Raw genomic sequence first — 20,736 nt, 5'->3', positions numbered from 1 at the left:
ATGACCGACGACGACCTGCCCATCAAGCCCGCCACCCGTCTGGTCCAGGCGGGCCGCCGCGCCGAATGGACCAAGGGCGTGGTCAACGTCCCCGTCTGGCGCGGCTCGACGGTGCTCTACGACAATGTCGCACACATGCGCAGCGTCGGGGCGGGCGATCTGCACGAAAAGCTGTTCTACGGCCGCAAGGGCCTGCCCACCCAATGGTCGCTGGCCGATGCGCTGACCAGCCTGGAGCCGGGGGCGGAGGCGACCTTCCTCTATCCCTCGGGCGTGGCGGCGATCGCGGCGGCATTGCTGTCGGTGCTGTCACCGGGCGACGAACTGCTGCTGGTCGACAGCGCCTATGACCCGACGCGCGGGCTGGCGACCGGCTTGCTCGCGCGGATGGGGATCACGACGCGCTTCTACGATCCGTTGATCGGAGCAGGCATCGCCGAGCTGATCGGCCCGGCGACACGCGCGATCTTCCTCGAAAGCCCCGGCTCGCTGAGCTTCGAGGTGCAGGATATTCCCGCCATCGTCGCGGTCGCCAAGGATCGCGGGATCACGACGATCCTCGACAATACCTGGGCGACGCCGCTGTTCTTGCCCGCAATCGAGAAGGGCATCGACCTGACGGTGCTGGCCTGCACCAAATATGTCGTCGGCCATTCGGACGCGATGCTGGGATCGGTGACCGCCGCGCCCTCGCACTGGGCGGCGCTTCGCGACACGAGTTTCCAGCTGGGCCAGGTCGTTAGCCCCGACGACGCCTATCTGGGCAGTCGGGGCCTGCGCACCATGGGCGTGCGCCTCGCCCAGCATCAGCAAAGCGCGCTGACCATCGCCCAGTGGCTTGCCGAGCAGCCGGGCGTGGCGCAGGTGCTGCACCCCGCTTTGCCCTCCTGCCCCGGCCATGAGGTCTTCGCGCGCGACTTCCTGGGGTCGAGCGGGTTGTTCGCTTTCGTCCTCGACGGCGGCAACGACGCCGCGCGCACCGCGATGCTCGATGGCCTCGCGCATTTCGGACTTGGGTTCAGCTGGGGCGGCTATGAAAGCCTCGCCATCCCAGCCGACCCGCATCGCTATCGCAGCGTGACCAGGCGCGAGTTCGCCGGGCCGCTGATCCGGCTTCAGATCGGGCTGGAAGACACGGACGACCTGATCGCGGATCTCGACCGGGGGCTTGCTCGCTTCCGGGCCGCGCGCGGATGACCCTGTTCGAATGGCTTCAAGCCAGCGGCATCGAACTGCCGACCCGCGCCGAGGCCATGGAGGCGGCCGTCGCCTCGGTCCTGACGCTCGCCATGTTGGCGGCCGGCGTGATCGCGGGGCGCAAGCTGGGCCCGCCCATCGCCGCGATGGTACAGCGTTTCGCCATCGCCAAGGGCGAGGCGCTGCACGCGCGAATCTGCGCGATCACCCGGCATGGCACCGCCGCCTTCCTGTTGATGACGCTGGGCGCGATCTGGCCGTGGGAGTCGCTGGCGGGGGTGCCGATCGGGCTGGCGCTGGGCGCGTCGGTGGCCCGCGCGGGGTTCCAGCTGCTGCGTGGGCTGAACCTGCCGCGCTGGCTGGCCTGGGTCTTTGCCATCGTCTGTTTCGTGGCGCTGTTCAGCCGCGAGATCGGCGGGCTGGAGCCGGTCAGTCGCCTGGCCGAGCAGATCGGATTCACCATCGGATCGCGGCGATTCTCGGTCATGCTGCTGGTGACGATGCTGGTCACCGTCGTCGCGATTCTCGCCGTCACCCGTGCCGTCACCCGCATCACCGAGCAGTGGATCGGCCATGCGCGCGGACTCGATCCGACGCAGAAGCTGCTGGCGCAGAAGCTTGCCAGCATCGCCATCGTCGTCCTCGCCTTCTTCTTCGCGATGGACTTGCTGGAAATCGACCTGACCAGCCTGGCGCTGTTCTCAGGCGGGTTTGGTCTGGCAATCGGGTTCGGGCTGCAAAAGACGATCGGCAATCTGATCGCCGGGATCATCCTGTTGATGGATCGCTCGATCAAGCCCGGCGACGTCATCGCCCTCCAGAACGAGATCGGCTGGGTGAACAAGATCGGCGTGCGTGCCGTCTCGATCATCACCCGCGACGGCAAGGAGCATCTGATCCCGAACGAGAATCTGATGACGCAGGAGGTGGAGAACTGGTCGTATTCCGACCGCAACGTCCGCGTCCGAATCCCTGTGTCGATCGCCTATGACAACGACCTGAAGCTGGCGCAGGAACTGATGCTGCGCGCCGCACGCGAATCACCGCGCGTGTTGAAAAGCCCCAAGCCGACCGTCTGGCTGATGAGCTTTGGCGATTATGCGCTCCAGCACGAGATACTGGCATGGATCAGCGACCCGGAAAGCGGCGTCGGCAATGTCCGCTCCGACGTACTCAACCGCTTGTGGTTCCTGTTCAAGGAGCATGGCATCGGCCTGCCCTATCCCCAGCGCGACATCCATATCCGGTCGCTGCCGACGGGGATGCGCCACGAGAATCTCGACGCTTGATCTGTGTGATTCGCGCAACATCGCGTCATCCGAGCATCACCCGGCGTTAGATTATGCTTGTGCAGTGCACCACGGCCTGCCAATCCTTCGGTCCTCGCTACGGCAGACGGTCCGCCGGGTTTACCCGACATACAGAGGCCGCACCCATGCGAGGTTGCAGGTGAGAACATCGAATTTCCGTTTGAAAGGGAAACGATGCGCTTCTCCACGATCCTCCTTGGCGGCCTCTCGCTGGTCGCCGCGACGCCCGCCTTTGCGCAGGACAGCGCTGGTGCGGACACCGCGCCGCCCTCGCCGATCACGGTCAGCGGCAGCGCCGCGATCCTGACCGACTATCGCCTGCGCGGCGTGTCGCAGACCAACAAGAACGCCGCCGTCCAGGCGGCGCTGACCGTCGCGCATGAAAGCGGATTCTACATCGGCACCTTCGCGTCGAACCTGGCGGGCTGGGGCACGTTCGGCGGCGCCAATATGGAGCTGGACGGCATTGCCGGGTACAAGCACACATACGGCACCGCGACGGTCGATGCGGGCGTGACCTGGTACACCTATCCGGGCGGCGCGTCCGAGACCGATGTCGTCGAGTTCTTCGGCCGCCTGTCGGGCACCGCCGGTCCCGCGACTCTGACAGCCGGTGCCTATTACGCGCCCAAGCAGACGTCGCTCGGCAACTTCTCCAACACCTCGTACAGCCGGGGCCAGCGTTGGGATAACGTCTATCTGACCGGCGACGGCGCGGCGGGCATTCCGGGCACGCCGATCACCGCCAAGGCGCATATCGGCTATTCCAAGGGCAATCCGGGCCTGGGCCCCAACGGCACCAGCCTGTCGCCGACCGGCAGCTATTGGGACTGGTCGTTGGGCGCCGATGTCGCCGCGTACAAGAACCTGACCTTCAACGTGTCCTATATCGACACCGACATCACCAAGTCGAAGGCGGCCTATATCCAGCCGAACTTCTCGCAGGGTCAGGTGCCGGGGGGCGCCTCGATCTCGGATGCGACGGTGGTGTTCTCGCTGACCGCCGCTTTCTAAAAGGCGAAATGGCTTTTCGGGGGGTGAAGGGGCGGTGCCGATGGCGGTGCCGCCCTTTTCCTTTGCGTTGCGGACAAGCCCCTCGCCTTGGGCCGGACCCGCGCCTAAGCTGACGCCCTCTCGTCGTGGAGTGCGTTCGATGATCCGATTCCGCCACACCGCCCTGTCACTCGGCCTGTTGGGCGCGCTGACCCTTCCCGCCGCCGCAGCCTGGTCGCTTCAGAAGGCTCTCCCCATCGTCGAGCTGAAAACCGGGGGCTCCGCGCGGGTGCTGGTCCAGTGGGAGCCGGGCGAGATACGCTGCAACGGCGCGCCGGTGGCGGGGCAACCGATTCGGCGGCCGTGGAACCAGCTGAGCTGGGCTGGCAATCAGGCGCTCCGCGCCGTGACCGTCCGATTCGCGATCGACGCGACGGGACGTCCCGTCTCGCTGGCGCGCGAGACGACGGGCTTCGTACCGCTGTCCGAGGATGTCGAGCCCGCCCTCGCCGCCAGCCGCTTCGCCGCCGGAAAGTCGCAACAGGGCTGCACCGTCACCTATACGATGCGCAGCAGTCCGCTGGCCGACGCGGCGGTGCCCGAACTCATGTCCTATACCGTCCATCCGCTGTCGGGCCGCCTGCCCGAGGAAGGGTGGCAGCGGATCCGCGCGGCGGGCGGCACCTGCCTGAGCGATCCGCAGCCCCAACCGCTCGAACGGCATTTTCCGGACTTCGCGACGATTCCCGCCACGCCCGGCGTGCGGGACTGGTCGATGATCCGCTACGACATCGACGCGGCGGGCCGGACGCGCGGGGCGGCGGTGCTGATCGGCACCGGCAATCGCGCGCTCGACGGTGCGGCCGTGAAGGCCATCCGCGAATCCCGCTTTACCAAGGGCGCCCGGACGGGGTGTTTCTATCCCTATTGGCGGGCCGCGGCGAAACTGCCCGCGCCCGTCATGCCCGAGTCCATCCGCACCACGAAGGTCGAGGGCAACTGCCCCGACCAGCATGGCTGGGCCGTTCCGCCGCAGCTTCGCTTTCCCGAACCCTATCGCCGCCGGTCGATCGAGGGCTGGGCGGTCGTCAGCTATGACGTCGCGCCCTGGGGCCAGACGGGCAATCTAAAGGTGATCGCCGCCGAGCCCTCCGATGAGTTCGGGAAGCAGGCCATGGCCATGATCCGCGATGCGAAGCTGCCCAGCAGCCAGCAGGGCTATACCGGCTGCGTCGACCGGGTGCGGTTCAACATGGGGCCGGAAGTATCGCCCGCCGTCGGCGGTGAAGGCGGCGCGCCGGTGCCCGAGGCGTAATCAGATCCTCCCCGGTACGGGGAGGTGGCAGGGCGAAGCCCTGACGGAGGGGGATCGCCGCAAAGGACGGCATTGGCTGCACGCCCCCTCCACCATGCTCCGCATGGTCCCCCTCCCCGTGCCGGGGAGGAATCAGGCCACAACAAAAAAGGGCCGGGAAGGCGATCCGCCCCCGGCCCTTTTCTAAACCTTGTACGGCGTCACTTGGTCGCGGCGCGCGCGTCCTGGCCGTCGCCTTCGGGGGCGGCGACGATGTCGCGGGTGGTCGCGCCCTTGTCGACGACGTTCGTGCCCGGATCGCCGACCGAGGAGCGGATGCCCGGGTCCGCGCTATCGGCACCGGCATTCTGCACCAGGCCATATTCCGACTGGCTGCGCGCCGCCTGACCGCCGAACAGCGCGTCCAGCGTCTGTTGCTGGCCGCTGCGCGACTGGACGGGCGCGGCGCCGGGCTGCGGCGGGACCAGCGCGAAGTCGGGGGGGATCACCAGCGAGGGCTGGCGCGCGACGGCGAATTCGTCGGGACGCGCCCGGTCCAGGCCACGACCGGCCCCACATCCCGTCAGCAACGCGGCGCAGGACAGACCTGCGATGACGGGCACCAACTTACGCATTGCTCTTCTCCACGGGAGCGGGCCGGTCGCGCACGAGAAGCGCGCGCGCCAGCAGAACCAGAACGCCTATCGTAATCGCTGCGTCAGCGACATTGAAGACCAAAAACGGACGCCACTCGCCGAAGTGCAGATCGGCGAAGTCGACGACATAGCCGAAGCGCACCCGGTCGAGGATATTGCCCAGCGCGCCGCCCAGCACACAGCCGAGCGCGACCTGGTCGACCGGGTTACGCTCGCGCGTCATCCAGAAGGCCACCGCCAGCGCGATCGCGCCGGTCATCGCGACCAGCGCCCAGCGCGAGGCGTTGCTGTCGGCGGTCAGCAGGCCCAGCGAAATGCCGTAATTGGGCACGAAGCGCAGGTTGAAGATCGGCAGGACTTCACGCACGTCGCCGAGCGCGCGCAGGCCCATCGGCCCGGTCACCGCCCATTTGATGACCTGATCGACCAGGAACAGCGCCAGCGCCGTCACCAGTCCACGCTTGGGCAGATTAGCCATGCGCGACCACCTCGGCACAGCGACCGCACAGTTCGCCGTCTGCCGAAACGTCGGGCAGGTGACGCCAGCAGCGGCCGCACTTGTGATGCGTCGTGCGTGCGACCGTCACCTCATCGGCCATCTTCACGTCCGCGACGATGAACGCCTCGGCCATGGCATGGGGCTCGAGCGGCAGCGACGGCACCGTCACCTCGGCCTCGTTGGACGAGCGCACGGTCTTTTCCCTGCGCAGCGGCTCGATCGCCTCGGTCACCTGCGCGCGCAAGGACCGGATTTCGGTCCAGCGCGCCATCAGCGCCTCGTCCTCGCCAAGCTGCGGCAGCTCCGGCCATTCGAGCAGATGGACCGAGCCATCCTCCGACGGGAAGCGCGACTGCCACACTTCCTCGGCGGTGAAGCACAGGATCGGCGCGGCATAGCGGACCAGCGCGTGGAACAGGATGTCGAGCACGGTGCGATAGCTGCGACGCTTCGGATCGGTCGCGGCATCGCAATAGAGCGAGTCCTTGCGGATATCGAAGAAGAAGGCCGACAGGTCCTCATTCGCGAAATCGGTCAGCGCGCGCAGGTAGCGGTTGAATTCATAGGCGTCGGCCGCACGGCGCAGCTCGGTGTCGAGCGCGGTCAGGCGCGCCAGGACATAACGCTCCAGCTCGGGCATCGCGTCGAACGAGATGCGCTCTTCTTCGGTAAACCCGTCGAGCGCGCCGAGCAGATAGCGGAAGGTATTGCGCAGCTTGCGATAGCTGTCCGAGGCGGTGGCCAGCACCTCCTTGCCGATGCGGACATCCTCGAAATAATCGGTCGAGGCGGTCCAGATGCGCAGGATGTCGGCACCCGACTCGCCAATGATCTTCAGCGGATCGACGACATTGCCCAGCGACTTGGACATCTTGCGCCCCTGCCCGTCGAGCGCGAAGCCGTGGGTCAGCACCGCGTCGTACGGCGCGCGGCCGCGCGTGCCGCAGGATTCGAGCAGCGACGACTGGAACCAGCCGCGATGCTGGTCCGACCCTTCGAGATACAGGTTGGCGCGGGTGCCCTCGCCGTACCGCGCCTCGATCACGAAGGCATGGGTCGAGCCGGAGTCGAACCACACGTCGAGGATGTCATTGACCGGCTCATAATCGGCGAGATTATAGTCGGGGCCGAGCAGCGCCTGGTGGTCGGCGGTGAACCACGCATCCGCCCCGCCTGCGCGGAAGGCGTCGAGGATACGGGCGTTGACCGCCTTGTCGGCGAGATATTCGCCGGTCTGGCGATTCACATACAGCGCGATCGGCACGCCCCAGGCGCGCTGGCGGCTGATGACCCAGTCGGGACGCCCCTCGACCATCGAACGGATGCGGTTGCGGCTGCGCTCGGGCACCCAGCGGGTGCGCTCGATCGCGTCCAGCGCGGTCTGGCGCAGCGTCGCGCCATTACCCAGTGGCACGGTCAGCAGCGGCGTCACGCCCGAGATCGGGTCGACATTGGCCATCGCCATGTCGGGGATCAGCGTCGTGTCGGCCCGGTCCATCGGGATGAACCATTGCGGCGTGGCGCGGAAGATGACCTTGGCCTTCGACCGCCAGCTATGCGGATAGCTGTGCTGGAAATCGTCCGAGGCCGATAGCAGCGCGCCGGCTTCGCGCAGGTCCGAACAGATCGGGCCGTCGGCGGAGACGAATTTCTTGTTGATGACGCTGCCCTGGCCGCCCAGCCACGCCCAGTCGGGGCGATAAGTGCCGTCGCCCTGCACCGCGAAGACCGGGTCGATGCCGTGTGCCTTGCACAGCAGGAAGTCGTCCTCGCCATGGTCGGGGGCCATGTGGACCAGACCCGTGCCGGCGTCGGTGGTGACAAACTCGCCCGGCAGGAACGGACGGGGCTTGGCGAAGAAACCACCCAGCTTGTGCATCGGGTGGAGCGCGGTCGCGCCCTCCAGCACCGGGCCCTTGGCCAGCGCCAGGAAGCCCTTCATCGAAATGCCGGTGCGCTTGGTGAAGGCGGGCAGCAGCGGCTCGGCGACGAGATAGCGGCGGCCGTCGCACTCGAAATGCAGATAGTCGATCGCCTCGCCATAGCTCAGCGCCTGGTTGACCGGGATCGTCCAGGGGGTCGTCGTCCAGATGACAGCCAGCGCGCCGACCAGATCGGGATATTCGGGGCAGGATGCGACCTCGAACCCGACATCGATCTGGGTCGAGGTGATGTCCTCATACTCGACCTCGGCCTCGGCCAGCGCGGTCTTTTCGACCGGCGACCACATGACCGGCTTGGCGCCGCGATAGAGCTGGCCCGATTCGGCGAACTTCAGCAGCTCGCCCGCGATCACCGCCTCGGCGTCATAGGTCATGGTCAGGTAGGGGTTTGCCCAGTCGCCCATCACGCCCAGCCGCTCGAACTGCGCCTTTTGCGTACCGACCCAGGTATCGGCATAGGCGCGGCACTCGGCGCGGAACTGCGCGACCGGCACCTCGTCCTTGTTCAGCTTCTTGGCGCGATAGGCCTCCTCGACCTTCCACTCGATCGGCAGGCCGTGACAGTCCCAGCCGGGGACATAGGGCGCGTCCTTGCCCATCAAGCTCTGCGAACGGACGATGATGTCCTTCAGCACCTTGTTGAGCGCATGACCCATGTGAATGTCGCCATTCGCATAAGGCGGACCGTCATGCAGGATGAACCGCTCGCGCCCGGCCCGCTCGCGGCGGAGGCGGTCGTACAGCCCCATTTTGGCCCAGCGATCCAGGATCGCCGGTTCCTTGGCGGCAAGCCCCGCCTTCATGGGGAAATCGGTCTTCGGCAGGAAGACGGTGTCGCGGAAATCGGGCGCGTCGCTCATAGGGGACACGCCCTTAACGACTTTAGGTTAACACGTCATGCCGGATTATGCGACGAAAGTATCCGACGTGCACGAGCGCAATCGGCGTCCATCTGCGTCACCAGCGCGTCCAGCGAATCGAACTTCGCCTCGGGCCGGAGATAATCGATCAGCTCGACCGACAGGCGCTGACCGTAAAGGTCGCCGCTGAAGTCGAAGAAATAGGGCTCCAGCAATTCCTTGGGCGGATCGAACTGCGGCCGGATGCCCAGATTGGCCGCCCCGTCCAGCACGCGCCCATCCTCCAGCCGCCCGCGCACCGCGTAGATACCGTAAGCGGGACGCAGATACTCGGCCATGTCGAGATTGGCGGTCGGATAGCCGATCGTCCGGCCGAGCTTGTCTCCGTGCTGCACCACCCCCTCGATGGTATAAGGCCGGGTCAGCAATCGTGCCGCCGCCTCGGGATCGCCCGCCGTCAGCGCGGCGCGAATCCGGCTGGACGAAATCGTCTCGCCGTCCAGCATCACCGGCGCCACCGCATCGGTCGAAAAACCGTGCGTCCGGCCCCAGGCACGCAGCGAGGTCACGTCACCGCTGCGCGCGCGGCCGAAGGTGAAGTCCTCGCCCGTCACCACGCCACCGACCCGCAAGGCGGCCAGCAGGCGCGCCTGCACGAAATCCTGCGCCGACAGCGCGGCCAGCTCTTCGTCGAAGTGGAACACCACCATCGCGTCCACGCCCGCCGCGGCGAACAGCCGCTCGCGCTGGTCGAGCGTGGTCAGGCGGAAAGGCGCGGCGTTGGGCCTGAAATAGCGGATGGGATGCGGGTCGAAGGTCGCAACCAGCGCAGGCCTCCCTTCGGCGCGCGCGCGGGCAACGGCGGCACCGACGACTGCCTGATGCCCCAGATGGAACCCATCGAAATTGCCCAGCGCGACGATTCCGCCCGCCAGATGCGCCGGGATAGGCCCCGCGCCGTCAACACGCTGCATGACCGGGCCTATAACAGGCCGCGCCGAATTGGCTAGGCGCGCGACAGGATGCGATTGCCCACGCCCCCGCTCGCCAGATCGCGCAACATGTCGGCGCGGGCCAGCGTGTCTTCCAATGGCACGCCGACGCCCACCGCGACGCCGCCCGACATGGTGACGACGCCGATCGGTTCGCCCGATCCGCGCAGGCGGAGCGTACGCTCGCGCATCGCCGTCCGCGCATCCTCCATCATTCCCGTCAGTGTCGACAGCGGCCGCCCGCGCAGCACGACCAGGAACAGATTGCCCTGCCAACGGATGATCTCGGTTCCCTCGCACGCCTGACGCAGCGTGGCGACGAACGCACGCAGCACATTGTCGGCGACCGATCGCCCGTAACGTTCGTTGATCCCCTCCAGATCGTCCAGGCTGCACGCCGCCAGGACATAGCCATGCGGCGCGTCGACCAGCCCGTCGACCATGGCGCGCGCGCCGGTGCGGCTGGTCACGCCGGTCAGCTGGTCGATGCGGTCGTCGGCCTCGCCCGGCTCCATCCGGGTGCGCAGGCCCGCGATATTGCCCGCCAGTTCTTCCAGATCGCGCTCGGTCTTGGAAATCCGCGCGATCAGCTGTTCGAGCAGCATCGCGATGGCCCGCGTGTCGGGGCCCAGATCATTGCTGCGATGCGCATAGGACAGCGCGGTGACCTGTTCCGAGAAATCGCTGGTGATCGCCCGCGCGTCGGAGGTCAACGCCTCCAGCGTCTCGGCCTGTTCGCCCAGGTCGCGCTCCATCTGCAAACGGCCCAGGCCGAGATCGGAGACCTCATGCTCGCGGACCAGCGGCATCAGTTCGCGGACATCATCTTCAGTCAGGCGCACGCCGCCATCGGTTCGCCGTGCGACCTCTCCGCCAAGCGGACCATAGGGGTGAAGGACCGCCTGCAGGGCCAGCGCATAGCTGGTCGTGGTCCGGGGCAGATGATGGCGATCGAGGAACTCCACCGCCTCATGACTGGCATCCAGAATGCCGAGCGGATCGCCACCGCCACGATGCCCCTGCCCGATCCCCCCGTCGATAATCATCCCGATCCCGCCCGTATCAAAGACGAATGCGATTCATGTCGCAGTTCTTTATCCGTTCAAAGGTTTACGATCGTTCCATTAACAATAGAAGACGGCTGTGGCAGATTTTTTCCCGACATACGCGATAGCCGGGAAAAAATTCAAACTTCTGTTATCGTGTCAGCGTCACAAAGGAATAGGCAGGACGATCATCGATCGCGGGATGATCTTGCCTGTCGACCTCGTTCCATTCCGCAAAGGGGGGAACAACCGTGTCGCCATCGGCGTCGATATTGATTTCGGTCAATTCCACGCGATCGGCAATAGTCCGGAACAGATCGAAAATCTCCGCGCCGCCGATCACCGCCGCTGGCCCCTCGCCCGCCAGCGCCAGCGCGCCCGCGACGTCATGCGCCACCTCCGCACCCGCCGCGCTCCAGTTGCGGTCGCGGGTCAGCACGATGTGCCGCCGACCGGGCAACGGCGCGGGAAAGCTGTCGAAGGTCTTGCGACCCATGATCATCGGCTTGCCCATGGTCAGCGCCTTGAACCGCTTGAGATCGGCGGGCAGATGCCAGGGCAACCCCCCGTCGCGTCCGATCACGCCGTTGCGCGCCCGTGCGAGGACCAGCGTTATCATATTGCGACCGGCGCCTTGATATGCGGCTGCGCCACATAGTCATGCAGCACGAAATCCTCCGGCTCATAGCCGTCGATACCATCCGGGCGGCGCAGAATTTCCAGGCGGGGCAGCACGCCCGGCTCACGGCCGAGCTGTGTCTTGGCCTGCTCCAGATGGTTCAGGTACAGGTGGCAATCGCCGCCGGTCCAGATGAACTCGCCCACCTCCAGATCGCATTGCTGCGCCAGCATGTGGGTCAGCAGGGCATAGGAGGCGATGTTGAACGGCACGCCCAGGAAGATGTCGGCGGAACGCTGATAGAGTTGCAGCGACAGGCGGCCGTTCGCGACATGGGTCTGGAACAGGCAGTGGCACGGGGCCAATGCCATGGCGTGCAGGTCGCCGGGGTTCCAGGCGGACACGATCTGGCGGCGTGACGCGGGTTGGGTGCGGATCTGCTCCACCAGCTCGCCGATCTGGTCGATATGGCGACCATCCGCCGCCGCCCAGTCGCGCCACTGCTTGCCATAGACGGGGCCGAGATCGCCCTGCTCGTCGGCCCATTCGTCCCAGATGCTCACCCGGCGCTCCTGCAGCCAGCGGACATTGGTGTCGCCGCGCAGGAACCACAAAAGCTCGACGATGATCGAGCGCAGATGGAGCTTCTTGGTGGTCAGGACCGGAAAGCCCCTAGCCAGGTCGAAGCGCATCTGGTGGCCGAAGACCGACAGCGTGCCGGTGCCCGTCCGGTCCATCTGCTGCACGCCCTGGGTCAGGACCCGGTCCATGAGATCGAGATATTGCCGCATGATCCGGGCCTAGCGCCGCGCAGCGCCGGAGCCAAGCCGAACCGGATTGGCGCGGGATGATGGTGCGCGCGGGCCGCCGTTCCGGCAGTTCTGGCGGTGTACCGCTTACCCCGCCCTTCGCGGATGATCCGCACGCGCCAGGACGCGCTGATGCTGTTCGCCGGGCTGGATCGCGACGGCGGCGAGGCGATGGGCGTCGCCTATCTGGGTTCGGATCGGATGTTGTTGGGCTTGCGCCATGTCTGGGGGCACGGCGATTCGGTAACGGTACCGGTCACCCGGATCGCCCGCGATGCGATCCTGATGGGAGCTGCCACGGTGCTGATCGCGCATAATCACCCCGATGGCGATCTGCGGCCGAGCGCGGCGGACATGGCGCTGACCCGGCGGCTGGCGCAGGGGCTTGCGGCGTTGGATGTGATGCTGCTCGATCACCTGATCCTGGGGGGCGGTTCGGTCCTAAGCCTGCGCGAAATGGGGCTGGTCTAAAAAGCCCCTCCTCCCGGCAGGAGGAGGGTTTGGGGTGGGGGTCAAGCGGGCCATGCAGCTTGGGGCGTTACCCTCCCCCATCCCCTCCCGCCTGCGGGAGGGGAAAAGCTTGTGGCCGGCGATCAGCGTGCTTTTGAGACGGTTAACAACGAGACTGTCAAAACATGGCGTCCACGGCACGCTTCCGTCGAATTTCAAACTGGCCCTTAAAAACCGAAGCGCACCCGCCCGACGATCCGATCCCCCGAATGCCGCGCATCGGCCAGCGCAAAGGCCGACGCCGCCCGCTCCGACACGTCGGTCCCGACATAATCCAGCCCCAGCGTCACCGGCCCGGTGACATGCTCCACCCCGATCCGCCAGTCGCTGTAATCGCCGCCGGGGCGCAGCCGCGCGGCGCGGAAGGGGTCGTCGGTCTTGCCGGTCGAATGGCCGACCCCGGCCAGCACTGTCCAGGGCGTGCCCGGTATGCCCGCTTGCGCGCCCGCATGGAGATAGAGATTGTCGCCGCCGATCGCGCTTTGCGACGGGGCATAGTCCGCACCGGCGTTCACCTGCACGGGACCCAGCGTATAGGCCGCCGAGCCGCCCAGTTCGACATAATCGGCGTCGAAGCCCGCGCCGCCGAACAGATGCCCGGTCACACGCCCGCGTAACGTTACGGGACCAACCAGCGTCGAGGCGCCGACTCTCAGGTCGCCGACCACGCCAGCGCCGCCATGCCGATCCGATTCGCGAAGCGCGACGATCCGGCCGCTCGCCTCGAACGGCCCCTGGGTCGCAAAGATATCGGCGGAGGGCGAGACGCGCCCCCCGCTCCAGCTCAGCCCCCGGCGATTCTCGTCGCTGTTCAGCTCGACGCCGATCGAAGGCCGCTCTTGCGCGAGGAGCGGCGACGCCATGGAACCACCCAGCAGGGCGGTCAGAACGATATTACGCAAGGTCATCCGGCGCGCGTCTCGGCATGGAGGCGATCCATCTCGGCATGCAGCAGGTCATGATCTTCCTGGGCCACCGCCTGAAGGTGATCACGCACTGCGTCCTGACGCTGGGCGACCTCCTGTGCGATGGCGGCGCGGTTGGTGCTGCACCAGCCGGGGCGGCTGCCCTCGATCACGCGGTCCTGCGCAGCGCTGCGCATCAGGGCCGTACCGCTGGCGCCGCGGGCCTCGCGGTGCACGATGACATTGGCGCTCCACAGGCAGCGCAGCGTCGAGGGACGGCCGCCGGTCGTCACCGCGCCGATCTGCTTGTGCGTCACGCCGACATCGGCGCTGTAGCGAACCGCAACCGGCCCGGAATGATGGTCGAGCTGGACGCGGTGTTCGAGCGCCCCGTCGGAGGCGACGGCACCACCGAGCGCGAGCCCGGCGATCAAAAGCATGTTCATCATCTTCTCCTTCTGCGGGACCCCGGCTTGTGTCGGCCGGTGGTCTATCGGCACCGTTCGGGGCCGATACGGGATCAATACATGACAAAGCTGTCATGTTCCAAATTTGTCGTGGCCGCAGCGACGAATACCTATCCATTCCTCCCCTGTGAGGGGAGGTGGCAGGCCGAAGGCCTGACGGAGGGGTGTCCCGCTCTCGATAGAGCGACACCCCTCCACCATGCTTCGCATGGTCCCCCTCCCCTTACAGGGGTGGAATGGGCGGCAGACCTGCGTGATCGCCGATCACTCCCAAGCGGGCGTCAGTTATCCTTCATGCGGCAGGGGCGGATGTCCTTGGGATCGGGGCGCGAGCCGGTCGTGCGGAACGTCGCCAGATACCCGCCCGCCGAAGGCATGTTCTCGAACGAGACCTGGGTGAAGCCGACCGCCTCGAATTCGCATTTCAACAGCGCGGGCGGGGTGCCGTGCGCCTTGGTGCGGCGATTGGCGTCGACCACCACGACCAGGCCGTCGGGCTTCAGCGCGGGGAACAGCCGCCAGAGGAATTCATAAGGCTGTTCGATCTCATGATACATGTGGACCATGAGAACCCGGTCGAAGCTGTTCGGCGGCAGCTTGGGATCGGCGGGTTCGCCAAGCCGGACGCTGACATTGTCCAGCCGCTCGCGCGAGACACGCTCGGCGAGCCGATCGCGCCAGGCCGCGACGATGTCCTCGGCCAGCACCCGGCCGTTCTTGCCGACCCGCTGCGCCAGGCGGACGGTGTAATAGCCCTCGCCCGCGCCGATATCGGCCACCGTCATGCCGGGGCGGATCCTGGCCCGGTCCATGACCTGATCCGCCTCGCGCAGCCGATCGCGCGCATCCTCGCTTGACCAGCGCGACGACACGACATCGGCGACCGGCCGATCCGCCGCCGGGAACGGGCCGACCTTGTCGTCATCCGAATCGTCATGCTGCTGGATCAGCGGCTTCGATCCGTCGCACGCCGCCACCGCGCCCCCCAGCGCGATAACGAGTGCCGCCGCCATCATGGGCCCCGCCCCCCGGACACGCATCTTAGTCGACATCCTCCACCGCGACCGCTTCGCCGGTCACGCGCTGCGACAGGGCCGCGGCCATGAATGCGTCGAGATCGCCGTCCAGCACATCGCCCGGCGCGGTCGAGGTCACCCCCGTCCGAAGATCCTTCACCAGCTGATAGGGCTGGAGCACGTAGGAGCGGATCTGGTGGCCCCAACCGATATCGGTTTTGGTCGCGTTCTCGGCGTTCGCCACCGCTTCACGCTCGGCCAGTTCGCGCTCGTAGAGGCGAGCACGAAGCTGGTTATACGCCTCGGCCTTGTTCTTGTGCTGCGAGCGCTGGTTCTGGCACTGCACCACGATGCCGGTCGGCAAGTGGGTGATGCGCACTGCCGAGTCGGTCGTGTTGATGTGCTGACCACCGGCACCCGACGCGCGGTAGGTGTCGATGCGCAGTTCGCTCTCGTTGATCTCGACCTCGATATTGTCGTCGATCACCGGATAGACCCACACGCTCGAAAAGCTGGTGTGGCGGCGCGCAGCCGAGTCGTACGGGCTGATCCGCACCAGCCGGTGCACGCCCGATTCGACCTTGGCATAGCCGTAGGCATTCTCGCCCTTGACCAGCAGCGTGGCCGATTTGATCCCCGCCTGCTCGCCCGAATGATAGTCGATCAGCTCGACCTTCATGCCGTGCCGCTCGGCCCAGCGCGTGTACATGCGCTGGAGCATCCCGGCCCAGTCCTGGCTTTCGGTGCCGCCTGCGCCCGCGTTGATCTCGATATAGCTGTCATTGGCATCGGCCTCACCGGCCAGCAGCGCCTTGACCTTGTCGCCCTCGGCCTTTTTGGCGAGCTCGCCCAGGCTGGCGACGGCTTCCTTCTCCAGCTCCTCGTCGCCCTCCATCTCGGCCAGCTCGATCAGCTCGACCGTGCCCGACAGCTCGTTCTCGATGGCGCGGGTGGCGGTGATCGCCTCGTCCAGGCGGCGACGTTCGCGCATCACGGCCTGGGCCTGTTTGGGGTCGTTCCACAACGCCTGGTCCTCGACGCGCGCGTTCAGCTCGTCCAGGCGGCGCAGCGCGCGGTCCCAGTCGAGGAAGCGGCGCAGCAGCTCCAGGGCGTCCTTGATCGTGTCGACATGAGCCTGCGCTTCAGCGCGCATGAATATTCTCCGAATCGGTCGTACGTCCGCCAAACGGGCGGAAAACCCAATATGGGTAGCGGGCTAGTAGATTCCGCCTTCCCTTTGCAAGAAATCGCTGTCGCGCGGGGCTGCGGGCTTGGCCGGGCCGGTCGGCGTCACGGGGGCTTCGGCGGCGGCACGGCGGGCGCGGCGGCGCGGCTCGCTCTCCGGCTTGAACGCCTCCCAGATGACGGCGGGCTTGGGATCGTCGCCGGTCGGGAAGGTGCCGTAAACCGGCCGTCCGCTCGCCCGGTCGATCCGGACCATGCGAATGCCGGGCGCGGCGCGGAAGGGCAGTTTCTCCAGCCCCTCATAGGCCTTTTCGGCGAACTGGTGGAAGATCGGCACCGCGATCGTCCCGCCCTGCGCATAGCCGCCCAGCGAGCGCGGCGTGTCATAGCCGATATAAAGGCCGCCGACGAATTGCGGCGTGCCGCCGACGAACCAGACATCGGTCGGGCCGTTATTGGTGCCGGTCTTGCCGAACATCGGCCGGTTCAGGTCGCGCAAGCCCGTGGCGGTGCCGCGCTGGACCACGCCCTCGGTGATATGGACCATCTGATACGCGGTCATCGCGTCGAGCACCTGGCGCTGGTGCGAGACCGGGCGCGGCATCGGCTTGCCGTCATAATCGGCGGCGTTGCAGCGGTCGCAGGCGCGCCAATTTTCCGGCCAGATGACCTTGCCATGCCGGTCCTGCACGAAGTCGATCAGCGAGGGGTCGCCGCCGCGTCCGTTATTGGCCAGGATGGCATAGGCGTTGACCATCTGCCCCACCGTCGTCTCGCCCGCGCCCAGCGAATAGGCGAGATAGGGCGGAAAGTCGCCGATCCCCATCTGCTTTATCATCGCGACGACATTCTTCATGCCGACGGTCGATGCCGTCCGCACGGTCATCAGGTTGCGCGACTGCTCGATGCCCCAGCGCATCGTGTGCGGCCCGGCGCCCGCCGAATTGCCGAAGTTGCGGAAGCATTTGGTGCCGAGCCCCGCGCCCTGGTCGACGCAGAACGGCCCATCGACGATGATCGAGGCGGGCGTCATGCCATGCTCCAGCGCGGCGGAATAGACGATCGGCTTGATCGTCGAGCCCGGCTGGCGCTCCGCCTGGGTCGCGCGGTTGAAATCGCTGAGCCGCGCGTCGAAGCCACCCTGCATCGCCAGCACGCGCCCCGTGGCGGGCTCCTCGACCACGAAACCGCCCGAGATGCGCGGGATCGAACGCAGCTGGAATTGCTCGCCTGCGGGCGACACGGCGATGATGTCGCCGACCTTCAGCGCGCTGAACGCGGTCGCGGCCGTGCCCCGGCGCGGCATCTGCGCCAGGCTGCGCGGCAAGATGCCGGTTCGACCATTGGCGAACCCGATCGTCGCCTCGCCCGCCTCCTTGGCGGTGACGATGCCAGCGCGCCAGTCGCGATAGTCGAGGCCGATATTCCTGTTCAGCAGCACCTGCTGCCAGTTGCCGTCGTCAATCTCTTCGTGCCGGATCGGCCCCGACCAGCCGCGACCGCCCTCGAACCGGACCAGCCCGTCGCGCAACGCTTCGGCCGCGAAGTCCTGGAGCCGGGTGTCAAGCGAGCTGCGCACCCACAGGCCGCCCTCATAGACGCTATTGGGTCCGTCCGCGGCCTTTTCGCCGTACCGCTTGACGAGCTGGCGACGCAGTTCCTCGACGAAATAGCCGCCGACCTGCGCATATTTGGGCGTACGGCGCAGCACCGTGCCCAGCGGCTCGGCCATCGCCGAATTATATTGCGCGCGGGTGATGAAGTTGTTCGACAGCATCTCGCGCAGCACATAGGCGCGGCGCTCCAGCGCGCGGTCGGGATGGCGGACGGGATCGTAATTCGCCGGTCCCTTGGGCAGCAGCGCCAGATAGGCCATCTGCCCGAGCGTCAGCTCGTTCAGTTCCTTGTCGAAATAGGCATGGGCGGCCGCCTCGACACCGTACGCGTTCCGCCCCAGCCCGATCTGGTTGAGATACAGCTCCAGGATCTGCGGCTTGGTCAGCGTATCTTCGATCTTGTAGGCGAGGATCGCCTCCTTGATCTTGCGGGTCGGCGAATAGGTGTTGCCGATCAGCAGGTTCTTGGCGACCTGCTGGGTGATGGTCGAGCCGCCGCGCGCGCGCCGACCGCTGCCGAACTTCTTGGCATAGTCGATGACCGCGCCCGCCAGCCCCGGATAGTCGACGCCGCCATGCTCGAAGAAGCTCTTGTCCTCGGCCGCCAGGAACGCACGGACGAGCAGCGGCGGATATTCGTTGAACGACAATTCGACGCGGCGTTCGCGGGCGTAGGACTGAATCGGCGTGCCGTCGATACCACGAACATGGGTCGGCAGCGGCGGCTCATAGGCCTTGAGCGCATCGACCGAGGGCAGGTCGCGGATGAACAGGAACCAGAACACGCCGCCACCGATCGCCGCGAGCAGCGCAAGGACGGCGAACAGCCGCACCCACCAGCGGCGCCAGAGCGGGCGGCGCGGCGGTTCGGCGGGTTCGGAGGGGGAAAAGGTTTCGACGGCCATGGCTTTGCGGGGCTTCGTGTAGCAGGTTCGCCCACGCTTGCCACCCGCCTGGATAGTCGTTGCGCGTCAGGGGTGCGGCGGTTCGTCGCGCGCATCCTCGTCGGACGGGTAGCGCGCCCCGACATGCGCGTGGCCCCGCGCCGCCGCCAGTTGCTCCTGCCGGTGCCGCTCGGCATAGGCGGCCAGTCGCTCCGCATCGCGCGTGCCGTGACAGACGGGGCAATTCACCCCCTCGACATAAAGCGGCGAGGCCCGATCCTCCGGGCTGACCGGCATCCGACAGCCATGGCACAAGCCGTGCGATCCCTGCGCCAACCCATGCCCGACCGCGACGCGGGCGTCGAAGACGAAGCATTCTCCGTTCCAGCGGCTCTGCTCCTCGGGCATCGTCTCCAGATATTTCAGGATGCCACCATCAAGGTGGAAGACATCCGCCACCCCTTCCGCCTTCAAAAATGCCGTCGCCTTTTCGCAGCGTATGCCGCCGGTGCAGAACATCGCAACCTTCGACTTGCCCGCCATCAGTTCGTCGCGATGCTCGCGGAACCAGCGCGGGAAGTCGCGGAAGCTCTTCGTCCCCGGATCGACCGCACCATCGAACGTGCCGATCGCGACCTCGTAATCGTTGCGCGTGTCGATCAAGAGGGTGTCGGGATCGGCGATCAGTGCGTTCCACGCTTGCCCCGCGACATAAGTGCCGACCTCGCGGGTGGGGTCGATGCCCTCGACGCCCATCGACACGATCTCGCGCTTCAGCCGCACCTTCATCCGGTGGAACGGCATCGTCTCGGCGGTCGAGTCCTTATAGTCGACATCGGCACACCCCGGCAGCGTCCGGATATGCGCGAGCAGCGCCTCGATCGCGTGGTGGGTGCCCGCCACCGTGCCGTTAATCCCCTCGCTCGCGAGCAGCAGCGTGCCAAGGATCCCGTTCGCCTCGGCGACGGCGAGCAGGGGTTCGCGCAAGGCGGCGGGGTCGGGGAAAGAAGCGAAACGATACAGGGCACAGACGCGGATCATCCGGTTGCCTTTACGCAGATCGGACGTGGGGGACCAGATGCCGTTCCTCATGCGGCAGGCGGGACCCGATCGCTCCTTTATCGCCGAACGCGCATGGGCGGAGCGAGATCGGACAACAGATGCTCGACCGGCGCGACCTCCTCATTCGCCACCAGAGCCATCACCGCCTGGTCGCTGCCGTCTTCCAGCCGGACGACGACATATCCCACCGCCGCCAACACGGCCCGATCAATGGGGCCTGCCGGTTGCAAGCGGAGGCTTGCGAGTCTCTGTTCGGCAAGCTGGAGAACGATCTCATCGACCGTGTCTTCCCGCCAGTCGACCAGCGCCACCCACCCTTCCTCGCGCAGCATGTCGAGAAAAGCCTCCATCCGCACCGAATCCGGCGCGTCCTCCTGATCGACGAAGAAGCTCTCGCGCAGCCGCCGCCGTGCGACCGGCACCGAAACGCCGGACAACCGATGATACAGCTCTGCGAATTGCCGCTGCCATGGCGATAGTCCGGGGCCGGGTGCATGGGGCGATGCCGTGGGAAGGACCTGTTCGGCCCAGACCAGCAAGGCCGAGAGGTATTTTTCCTGCCGTCCGGTCAACGTCTCGGTTTCCCGTCGCCCTTCGAGATGGTGCAACGAAATTCGGGCATCGCAGCCCGGGGGGACATGAAGGCGAAACCGGGCATGCAGCAACGCCGCGCCCGACACGTCGGAACGCAGCTCCATCTTCAGGTCGAGTTCCGCGCTATCGGCTCTGCGCGAGCATTGGACGAGGCGTTCCTTGTCACGCACCTTCAGCGACTTGCCGACCGGGCAGTGCCCGATAAGGGTCTGGATGCGCCCCGCATAGCGCTTCGCCAGTTCGGAATGGCCGTCGATCACCCGCATATCCTGGCAATGA

The 20,736-nt window shown here is 66.6% G+C and carries 19 protein-coding genes; 5 read left to right on the top strand and 14 right to left on the bottom strand.

Translation table 11 applies throughout. From position 1 onward, the window contains the following. From metC to AC1GI4_RS13205, 4 genes are all read left to right on the top strand, one after another. A complete protein-coding gene (gene metC, locus AC1GI4_RS13220) occupies positions 1-1,197 on the top strand; it encodes a cystathionine beta-lyase (protein WP_479629820.1) in 1,197 nt (398 codons plus the stop codon). After that, a complete protein-coding gene (locus AC1GI4_RS13215) occupies positions 1,194-2,486 on the top strand; it encodes a mechanosensitive ion channel family protein (RefSeq protein WP_479629819.1) in 1,293 nt (430 codons plus the stop codon). The genes metC and AC1GI4_RS13215 overlap by 4 nt, the downstream gene beginning before the upstream one ends. Positions 2,487-2,681: 195 nt before the next feature. Further along, complete coding sequence (locus tag AC1GI4_RS13210) at positions 2,682-3,521, top strand: TorF family putative porin (RefSeq protein ID WP_294271691.1); 840 nt, start codon at positions 2,682-2,684, stop codon at positions 3,519-3,521. A gap of 139 nt (positions 3,522-3,660) precedes the next feature. Continuing rightward, positions 3,661-4,815 (top strand): TonB family protein, encoded by a 1,155-nt coding sequence (locus tag AC1GI4_RS13205; RefSeq protein ID WP_479629818.1) that lies wholly within the window; start codon positions 3,661-3,663, stop codon positions 4,813-4,815. A gap of 200 nt (positions 4,816-5,015) precedes the next feature. On the opposite strand, the gene AC1GI4_RS13200 is transcribed toward AC1GI4_RS13205, so the two are convergent. The 7 genes from AC1GI4_RS13200 to AC1GI4_RS13170 form a co-directional block, all read right to left on the bottom strand. Beyond that, entirely contained in the window at positions 5,016-5,429 is a 414-nt protein-coding gene (locus tag AC1GI4_RS13200) for a DUF3035 domain-containing protein (RefSeq protein ID WP_479629817.1), read from the bottom strand. Next, entirely contained in the window at positions 5,422-5,928 is a 507-nt protein-coding gene (gene lspA, locus AC1GI4_RS13195) for a signal peptidase II (RefSeq protein WP_294271683.1), read from the bottom strand. Before lspA ends, AC1GI4_RS13200 begins: the two co-directional genes overlap by 8 nt. After that, positions 5,921-8,752 carry an isoleucine--tRNA ligase gene (gene ileS / locus AC1GI4_RS13190; RefSeq protein ID WP_479629816.1) on the bottom strand — a complete coding sequence of 944 codons (2,832 nt, stop codon included), beginning with the start codon at positions 8,750-8,752 and terminating at the stop codon, positions 5,921-5,923. Before ileS ends, lspA begins: the two co-directional genes overlap by 8 nt. A 35-nt stretch (positions 8,753-8,787) precedes the next feature. Further along, positions 8,788-9,726, bottom strand: coding sequence for a bifunctional riboflavin kinase/FAD synthetase (locus AC1GI4_RS13185; protein WP_479629815.1), 939 nt, complete (start codon positions 9,724-9,726; stop codon positions 8,788-8,790). Between the two features lie 32 nt (positions 9,727-9,758). Further along, entirely contained in the window at positions 9,759-10,790 is a 1,032-nt protein-coding gene (locus tag AC1GI4_RS13180; protein ID WP_479629814.1) for a GGDEF domain-containing protein, read from the bottom strand. A 151-nt stretch (positions 10,791-10,941) separates the two neighbouring features. Next, complete coding sequence (locus tag AC1GI4_RS13175) at positions 10,942-11,409, bottom strand: dihydrofolate reductase (RefSeq protein WP_479629813.1); 468 nt, start codon at positions 11,407-11,409, stop codon at positions 10,942-10,944. Beyond that, positions 11,406-12,200 carry a thymidylate synthase gene (locus AC1GI4_RS13170; RefSeq protein WP_294275068.1) on the bottom strand — a complete coding sequence of 265 codons (795 nt, stop codon included), beginning with the start codon at positions 12,198-12,200 and terminating at the stop codon, positions 11,406-11,408. The genes AC1GI4_RS13175 and AC1GI4_RS13170 overlap by 4 nt, the downstream gene beginning before the upstream one ends. Before the next feature lie 123 nt (positions 12,201-12,323). Between AC1GI4_RS13170 and AC1GI4_RS13165 the strand changes: the two genes are divergently transcribed. Continuing rightward, the gene (locus AC1GI4_RS13165; protein ID WP_479629812.1) at positions 12,324-12,689 is read left to right on the top strand and encodes a JAB domain-containing protein; all 366 of its coding nucleotides are present in this window, start codon (positions 12,324-12,326) and stop codon (positions 12,687-12,689) included. 206 nt (positions 12,690-12,895) lie between these two features. Here the strand turns inward: AC1GI4_RS13165 and AC1GI4_RS13160 are convergent, their stop codons facing one another. From AC1GI4_RS13160 to AC1GI4_RS13130, 7 genes are all read right to left on the bottom strand, one after another. Next, complete coding sequence (locus tag AC1GI4_RS13160) at positions 12,896-13,630, bottom strand: TorF family putative porin (protein ID WP_479629811.1); 735 nt, start codon at positions 13,628-13,630, stop codon at positions 12,896-12,898. A 2-nt stretch (positions 13,631-13,632) separates the two neighbouring features. Beyond that, on the bottom strand, positions 13,633-14,079 hold the full coding sequence (locus tag AC1GI4_RS13155) for a hypothetical protein (RefSeq protein ID WP_479629810.1): 447 nt from the start codon (positions 14,077-14,079) through the stop codon (positions 13,633-13,635). 302 nt (positions 14,080-14,381) lie between these two features. Continuing rightward, complete coding sequence (locus AC1GI4_RS13150) at positions 14,382-15,116, bottom strand: class I SAM-dependent methyltransferase (RefSeq protein WP_479629809.1); 735 nt, start codon at positions 15,114-15,116, stop codon at positions 14,382-14,384. A gap of 25 nt (positions 15,117-15,141) precedes the next feature. Further along, the gene (gene prfB / locus AC1GI4_RS13145) at positions 15,142-16,269 is read right to left on the bottom strand and encodes a peptide chain release factor 2 (protein ID WP_294275064.1); all 1,128 of its coding nucleotides are present in this window, start codon (positions 16,267-16,269) and stop codon (positions 15,142-15,144) included. A 63-nt stretch (positions 16,270-16,332) separates the two neighbouring features. Then, a complete protein-coding gene (locus AC1GI4_RS13140) occupies positions 16,333-18,822 on the bottom strand; it encodes a penicillin-binding protein 1A (protein WP_479629808.1) in 2,490 nt (829 codons plus the stop codon). 66 nt (positions 18,823-18,888) lie between these two features. Then, a complete protein-coding gene (gene trhO / locus AC1GI4_RS13135) occupies positions 18,889-19,842 on the bottom strand; it encodes an oxygen-dependent tRNA uridine(34) hydroxylase TrhO (RefSeq protein ID WP_479629807.1) in 954 nt (317 codons plus the stop codon). A 77-nt stretch (positions 19,843-19,919) separates the two neighbouring features. Continuing rightward, entirely contained in the window at positions 19,920-20,723 is an 804-nt protein-coding gene (locus AC1GI4_RS13130) for a DUF6630 family protein (RefSeq protein WP_479629806.1), read from the bottom strand. Between the last annotated feature and the right edge of the window lie 13 nt (positions 20,724-20,736).

The sequence above is a fragment of the Sphingomonas sp. 77B genome (genome assembly GCF_056497825.1).
This window is presented reverse-complemented; position numbering and strand designations above follow the sequence as displayed.